The organism is Mycobacterium sp. TH-M82, assembly GCF_057473605.1.
The window spans coordinates 1-3,551 of sequence record NZ_JBYCKY010000032.1; the positions used below are offsets into that span (position 1 = coordinate 1).

At 66.4% G+C, this 3,551-nt stretch carries 5 protein-coding genes; 2 read left to right on the forward strand and 3 right to left on the reverse strand.

The genetic code is table 11. The annotated features are described in order from the left end of the window. Positions 1 to 821 (reverse strand): polyprenyl synthetase family protein (locus AC2VON_RS01120; RefSeq protein ID WP_486951304.1); only part of this gene is annotated, 821 nt, incomplete at its 3' end. Positions 822 to 976: 155 nt separating this feature from the next. Between AC2VON_RS01120 and AC2VON_RS01125 the strand changes: the two genes are divergently transcribed. Further along, on the forward strand, positions 977 to 1,870 hold the full coding sequence (locus AC2VON_RS01125; protein WP_486951301.1) for a mycobacterial-type methylenetetrahydrofolate reductase: 894 nt from the start codon (positions 977 to 979) through the stop codon (positions 1,868 to 1,870). Here the strand turns inward: AC2VON_RS01125 and AC2VON_RS01130 are convergent. Both AC2VON_RS01130 and AC2VON_RS01135 read right to left on the reverse strand, forming a co-directional pair. After that, positions 1,846 to 2,559, reverse strand: a complete 714-nt coding sequence (locus AC2VON_RS01130; protein WP_486951302.1) for an LppM family (lipo)protein — start codon at positions 2,557 to 2,559, stop codon at positions 1,846 to 1,848. The two genes, AC2VON_RS01125 and AC2VON_RS01130, sit on opposite strands and share 25 nt — an antisense overlap. 55 nt (positions 2,560 to 2,614) lie before the next feature. After that, positions 2,615 to 3,241, reverse strand: a complete 627-nt coding sequence (locus AC2VON_RS01135) for a GNAT family N-acetyltransferase (protein WP_486951303.1) — start codon at positions 3,239 to 3,241, stop codon at positions 2,615 to 2,617. Positions 3,242 to 3,483: 242 nt separating this feature from the next. On the opposite strand from AC2VON_RS01135, the gene AC2VON_RS01140 reads away from it, so the two are divergent. Continuing rightward, positions 3,484 to 3,551, forward strand: a 68-nt coding sequence (locus tag AC2VON_RS01140; protein WP_486951305.1) for a DUF3040 domain-containing protein, incomplete at its 3' end; no start/stop codon positions are given.

Consider the following 3,551-nt stretch of genomic DNA (forward strand, 5'->3'; position numbering starts at 1 on the left):
AACTCCACCGCCTCGGCGATCAGCACGGTGCGCTTGCCCGAGCGCAGGTCGTCGCCGGCCGGCTTGCCGGTCACCGCCGGATCGCCGAACACCCCCAGCACGTCATCGCGGAGCTGGAACGCCACACCCAGATCGGTGCCCAGTTCAGCGAAGACGGTCTGGACGTCCGGCCGGTCGGCAGCGGCAGCGGCTCCTAATTGCAGCGGCCGCGCCACGGTGTAAGAGGCGGTCTTGTAGGTGTTGACGGTCATCGCCGACGCGATCGACTCGGACCCGCTGGCCTCGGCGACGATGTCGAGATACTGCCCACCCAGCACTTCGGTGCGGATATCGGCCCACACCTGTCGAACCCGGCGGTGCGCGTCGGGTGCAAGCCCGACCCCGGCGACGATGTCGTCGGCCCAGACCAGCGCCAGGTCGCCGAGCAGGATGGCAGCTGAAATGCCGAACTTCTCGGGCACTCCGCGCCAGCCGCGGGCCCGGTGCAATGCGGCGAACTTCAGGTGGGTGGTCGGGCTGCCGCGCCGAGTCGCCGACGCGTCGATCACGTCGTCGTGCACCAGCGCGCAGGCGTGCAGCAGTTCCAGGGCGGAGAACAGCAGCAGCGCCTGCCCTTCAGTCTCCTGGGCGTCTCGGGCTCCCGGGCCCGCCACCGCACGCCAGCCCCAGTAGGCGAACGCGGGCCGGAGTCGCTTGCCGCCGCCGAGCACGAACTCCTCGAGAGCAGCGATCAGGTGCTGGTACTCGGCGCCGATGTAGCCGGTGTCGCGGCGGCGGACGTGAAAATACTCCCGCAACCGGTCGGTGATGGCGCCCGCCAACTCGACGGCCGACGGTGCCGCTGCTTCGACGCTCAGCGGGCCGCCCCTTTCTGGTCTGCGGGGGTGCGGCCTACCCCCGCGTGCACTCAGCGTAGAGTCTGCCACCTGTTTAAGGACTCGCCGCTGGCTGCGCGGATCTGATGAGGAGTGACCTCGTGACCCTGAACACCGTCGCGGTCGAGCTGGTGCCGCCGAATGCGGATCGCGGGCCGGCGCAGGCGATCGAAGATGCCGGCAAGGTGCTGCGGTTTGCTGCCGAGTCCGGGATCGAAGGCCGGATCAGGCACGTCATGATGCCCGGGATGATCGCGGAGGAGGAGGATCGCCCCGTCGAGATGAAACCGAAGCTGGATGTGCTGGACTTCTGGTCGATCATCAAACCGGAGTTGCCGGCGATGAAAGGATTGTGCACCCAGGTCACTGCATTCTCCGGCGAGTCGGAGCTGCGTCAGCGGCTCGCCGATCTGGGTGCGGCCGGCATCGAGGGCGTCGTCTTCGTCGGCGTACCGCGCACCATGGCCGACGGTCAGGGCTCGGGCGTCGCACCGACCGACGCCCTGTCGATGTTTCACGAGCTGGTGGCGCACCGTGGCGTGATCCTGATTCCGACCCGCGACAATGAGATCGGCCGCTTGCGCTTCAAGTGCGGTCGGGGTGCGACGTTCGCGCTGACCCAGTTGTTGTATTCCGATGCGATTGTGGGGTTTTTGACGGAGTTCGCCCGCAACACCGATCTTCGGCCCGAGATCTTCTTGTCGTTCGGCTTCGTACCGAAGGCGGAGAAGTCGGTGGGTTTGATTGATTGGCTGATTCAGGATCCCGGTAACGCCGCCGTCGCGAAGGAGCAGGAGTTCGTCAAGATCCTGGCCGGCAGCGAACCCGCTGCGCGGCGCGTGCTGCTCGTCGATTTGTACAAGCGAGTGATCGACGGTGTGGCCGGCCTCGGCTTTCCGCTGAGCATCCACCTCGAGGCGACATACGGCGTCTCGGCGGCGGCTTTCGTCACCTTCGCGGAGATGCTCGCCTACTGGTCGCCTGATCGGTCCTGAACGTCGTGCTGGTTGTGCAAGCGGGGGGACTGGTCGCGGCCTCGCCAGGCCACCAGCGCCACCAATCCGGCGACCGCGAACGACGAGATACCCAGCCGCAGAGCGGTGTTGATGAAGGAGCGGGTGCTCGGGTCGGTGTAGTGGGCTTGCGCGCTCATGGTGCTCACCACACCCGGCTTGAGCTTCCAGTCCACCGCGTCGTCGCCGACCCGTTCGCCGTTGGTTGAGGTCACCTCACCGGGGAAAGCGACACTCAACTCCACGTCAGCCGACGGGTCGCTGAGCGAGGTGAGATCCACCCGGCCCTCCAGGATGACCAGGTTGCCGGCTCGGCGCAGGGACAGGTTCACTCCGGCAGCATCGGGGTTCATGTCCGCCAGTTGCGGCAGCTCGGCGAAGGTCAAGTCGGAGAACACCGCCTGCGAACCGACATAGCCGTCCCGGCTGTACCCCGAGATCGCCACCTTCTTGCTGAACGGCAGGTTGGGGCTGAACTGCGGCCCGGCATCGTTGTCGCTGCGCGGTTTGGCCGCCGCAACGATCTGCCCGGACACCTGGTCGTTGGGTGAGATGGTGACCGTCGCCCTGATTCGTACACACCCGGCCGCCATGGGCGTCATCAGCAGCAACAAGACCGTCAGCGCCACCAAGCGGCGGTGGGTGGTCAGCCGTCGCGCACGAGGGTGCATCAGGTCATAGTGCCAGAACCGTTGCAAGAACAGGTGCAGCGCGGCTGCGTGGGCGTTACAGCGGCAGGGTGCGACCCAGGATCGCGAACGCACGCGGGTCGCCGGCGAAGTGGTGGCCGCGGATGATGTCGGTGAAACCCAACCTCCGGTACAGCCGCCAGGCACGGTTGTCCTCGCCGTTGGTCTCCGGTGTCGAGAGCAGGACGTTTGCCTCGGCGCATCCGGCGAGCAGGCGACGGGTCAGCGCCTCGCCCAGCCCGCGGCCCTGGGCGTGCGGCGCGATGTGCAGCTCGGTCAACTCGAAGTAGCTGGTCATCAGCGCTGCGATGTCGGACTCGGCTAAGCCGCGGCTCCGTAAGCCGTGCACCACCTGCTGTTGCCACCATTGGTTGGGTGCCCCGCAGTAACCGTAGGCGACCCCCAGCAAAGGCGCGCTGCTCAGAGCGAACGGCGGTGCTGTCTCGCCCATGTCGGTACGGGCAGCATTGACAGTGTCGACAGGATCTACTTGGACGGCGGCCACCGCCCGCCAGCCGCGGCGGTGCGTATGTTCCAGCCACATGGAGGCGCGGTGACTCTCGGTGCCGGGCGGGTAACTCATCGCGTCGATGTACACCCCCAGAGCTTCACCGAGGCGGCGAACCATCTCCTGCGGTGGCAGATCGATGAGTAATGCCGCCAACGTGCGCTGCCCTCCTGATACTGGTGTGACCCTGCACCTGCCATTATCGGGTCCAGGCGCTGGGGCGGTCGGTGGTCACCGCGGCTACCAGGTAACCCGTGATGGCCCGAGGCTACAATCGGCTGGCGAAGCGTTGGTACAGCACAGGTCGACCTCGTATCATCAGAGTCAGTTGCCTACAACGATTGGGCATCGATGCTTTAGTGGTAGTGACGCGACCGGCCGTCGGCAAGGAGGGACGAATGCCACTCTCCGATCATGAGCAACGCATGCTCGACCAGATCGAGAGCGCGCTCTACGCCGAGGATCC

Coding starts and splice junctions, on each gene's coding strand:
- AC2VON_RS01130 (WP_486951302.1), bottom strand. CDS start 2,559: ATGCACCCTCGTGCGCGACGGCTGACCACCCACCGCCGCTTGGTGGCG.